This window comes from Desulfotruncus arcticus DSM 17038, assembly GCF_900113335.1.
GTDB classification, from domain to species: Bacteria; Bacillota; Desulfotomaculia; order Desulfotomaculales; family Desulfallaceae; genus Desulfotruncus; species Desulfotruncus arcticus.
The window spans coordinates 1-2,497 of record NZ_FOOX01000050.1 but is presented as its reverse complement, the minus strand read 5'-3'; the positions used below and the strand labels follow the sequence as shown (position 1 = coordinate 2,497).

3 protein-coding genes are annotated in these 2,497 nt (G+C 40.3%); all 3 read right to left on the bottom strand.

Features of this window, described 5'->3' with window-relative positions; translation table 11 throughout:
* Nucleotides 1-388: 388 nt before the first annotated feature.
* The 3 genes from BM056_RS25470 to BM056_RS25460 all read right to left on the bottom strand — a co-directional run bounded on the left by BM056_RS25470 (nucleotide 389) and on the right by BM056_RS25460 (nucleotide 2,296).
* Nucleotides 389-622 carry a hypothetical protein gene (locus tag BM056_RS25470; protein ID WP_092476340.1) on the bottom strand — a complete coding sequence of 78 codons (234 nt, stop codon included), beginning with the start codon at nucleotides 620-622 and terminating at the stop codon, nucleotides 389-391.
* A 173-nt stretch (nucleotides 623-795) separates the two neighbouring features.
* Entirely contained in the window at nucleotides 796-1,326 is a 531-nt protein-coding gene (locus BM056_RS25465; protein ID WP_165613726.1) for a CBS domain-containing protein, read from the bottom strand.
* 307 nt (nucleotides 1,327-1,633) lie between these two features.
* Nucleotides 1,634-2,296, bottom strand: coding sequence for a hypothetical protein (locus tag BM056_RS25460; protein WP_092476334.1), 663 nt, complete (start codon nucleotides 2,294-2,296; stop codon nucleotides 1,634-1,636).
* Between the last annotated feature and the right edge of the window lie 201 nt (nucleotides 2,297-2,497).

The following is a 2,497-nucleotide window of genomic DNA, read 5'->3' as shown; positions in this document are numbered from 1 at the left end:
CTGACACTACTGCTGCCGGCCTATATTAAGAAGAAAGATATTCCTTATACTGCTATTGTTGTTGCTGAAATACTGGTATTATCCCTGGCTGCCTCTGGCATCCTTAAGGTAGGCGGGCACTAAGATAAGGCAAAAATTAGGAATCTTTAAAACGCCTCATCAACTGAGGCGTTTTTTATTGCTGATTTACGAACGCCTACTGTTGAACGCTAGTTGAATGGCTCCAATCGCCTCTTTCGAGCAGTTGGGAGGTCCCGGCAACCAGGCCCGGTGGCAAAAAAAACCGGCAATATTAGCCGGATAATTGAGAGAGTGTATTTTAAAAGGACCATCGAAAATAGAATTTCCCGACCCTTCAAAAAGCGCTTATTGTGCTGTATTTCACTAATTAAATAACATATTTCACAAACCAATATGCGCTTAGCCCTATATGTATAATTGCCCAAGTAAATAAAAAATTAAGAATATTTTCGTTGGCCTCGCCGGGATGATCCGCCCGGGTCAACTCCACCCTGGCCATTTCAGCATCTAATAAAGGCTGTTCAAAAATGCGCTCCATTAAATTTTTGGACCTTTCAGCAGGCCCGGATACCCAATCACCAATACTTAACACCAGAGACATCCCCTCCACCCCCTGGATTTTGTAACCTTTTTAACATTATAAAATGACCATTAAGAAAAATCAATCCTGTTTGTGAAATATTTAATAAATAATTTGTGAAATATATTGTTAATAAAAAAATAAGAATGACCCCTGGGGGTCAAATGGCAGTTATTTATTTTAGCATTTTTTTGTCAGCTGATTACGGCATTTTCCATATCTTCAACATTAATCATACAGTTATGCACTTCTTCAAATACCTCATTCACCCTAACCATCCCAACAATCCGGTTATTCTTTATAACAGGCAAGGTACCAAGCTTATGTTTAATCATTGCATGCGCCGCTTTAATCAATGTATCATTTGCATCAAGGGTTATCAGACTAATGGGGTGCATAATTTCCTCAACGCTTTTAACAGCTTCCGACCGACATCTTTCGGAAAACAATCCTTCCCAAAAAACCGGAACTGAAAGGTTTTGAGCTTTGGCAAAAAATGGCTCCAGCGCCTGCAATACAGATCTAAATGTTATTAGTCCAACGGGGTTGCCGTAGTCATCGCACACGATCACAGACCTGTGCCCGGCACCTCCTTTAGTGCGCTGTGAATACGCCCGGTATAAAACCTTAACAGCGTCTTCAATCTTACAGCTCTTTGATATAATCTTATAACTGCGGAGCGGTATCATAATATCGGTGACCCGTTTTTCAGGTTGATCAGACATCTTTCCTAACCCCCAGATCATACATTAATCTCTGCTTTACTTGCGTGCATTTTTTATACCAGCCCAACAGCTGCGTATTATTTATTAAAAGCGGCCTGGTATTATTGTTCTTCGTACATTAACAAGCAACACTAACACCTTACCGGACTGGCGCTTAATAAATTCAATATTTCTAAAATGTCTGAATTCAAACAGCCATTTGCAATAAACAACCAATAAAAAACTTTAACTTATCCAACAGGGTTATTTTCATATACTTTAAAACCGGGGAATAAATAGGCTAATAATTCCCCGGCTCCCATCAATATCAAACAACACCCAGTTCAGAAAGGTACGGCTTTGTCGTTTCCACAAAATCAGCCAATTTCCTGGCTGCAAGCCTAATATTTCTCTCTTTTATGACATCATCAGAAAGCATTAATTTGAGCCGATACTTACCCGTGGCCTCTACCTTGGGGAGTTCCCTTTCCAGAGGTACGCCAAGCCGGTGTTCAATTTTTTCCTTTTTCAGCAGCAAAGGACTAAACACTTTCTTTTTATAGCCATCCATGACCAGGTCCATAACCAGGTATTCCCCGCCTTTATTGGGGCCTTTACGTGGTCTGGTCTTACCGATACGATAGTATATATTACTATGACCAAATACCCTAATACATTTCCAGGTTTCAGAAATACCCATTTGCTTGCTAAGTGACGTATATGACATTTGAATGCCTCGTTCCCGTAGATATTTCTGTGCTCTGGCCAGTACCTGGTCTAAAAATTCATCAAAAGGAGGAGTTTCATCTACAAGTGCATCTCTTTCCTGTGTCGTCTTTTCCAACAGCCAGCTTTCAAACAACTCAAGCGCCATCTTTCTGCTGTCGGAAGCCAGGTCAGAATTTAAATTAACCTTTATGTTACCCTTTTTCAGTTCTTCCAAAAATTCCTTTTTGTGCTGCGAAAATTGCTCAATAAAACGATCTATCATTAAGACCCCTCCAACACATTAAAATACACTCTCTCACATTATTGCCCTCTTTTCCGGGTTATCTTTCTAATACTTATCTTAGTGCCCGCCTACTTTAAGGATGCCTGAGGCAGCCAGGGATAATACCAGTATTTCAGCAACAACAATAGCAGTATAAGGAATATCTTTCTTCTTAATATAGGCCGGCAGCAGTAGTGTCAG

Bases quoted from the DNA above. Each gene is read 5' to 3' on its own strand.
- BM056_RS25470 (WP_092476340.1), bottom strand. From the start codon at position 622: ATGTCTCTGGTGTTAAGTATTGGTGATTGGGTATCCGGGCCTGCTGAA.
- BM056_RS25465 (WP_165613726.1), bottom strand. From the start codon at position 1,326: ATGTCTGATCAACCTGAAAAACGGGTCACCGATATTATGATACCGCTC.
- BM056_RS25460 (WP_092476334.1), bottom strand. From the start codon at position 2,296: ATGATAGATCGTTTTATTGAGCAATTTTCGCAGCACAAAAAGGAATTT.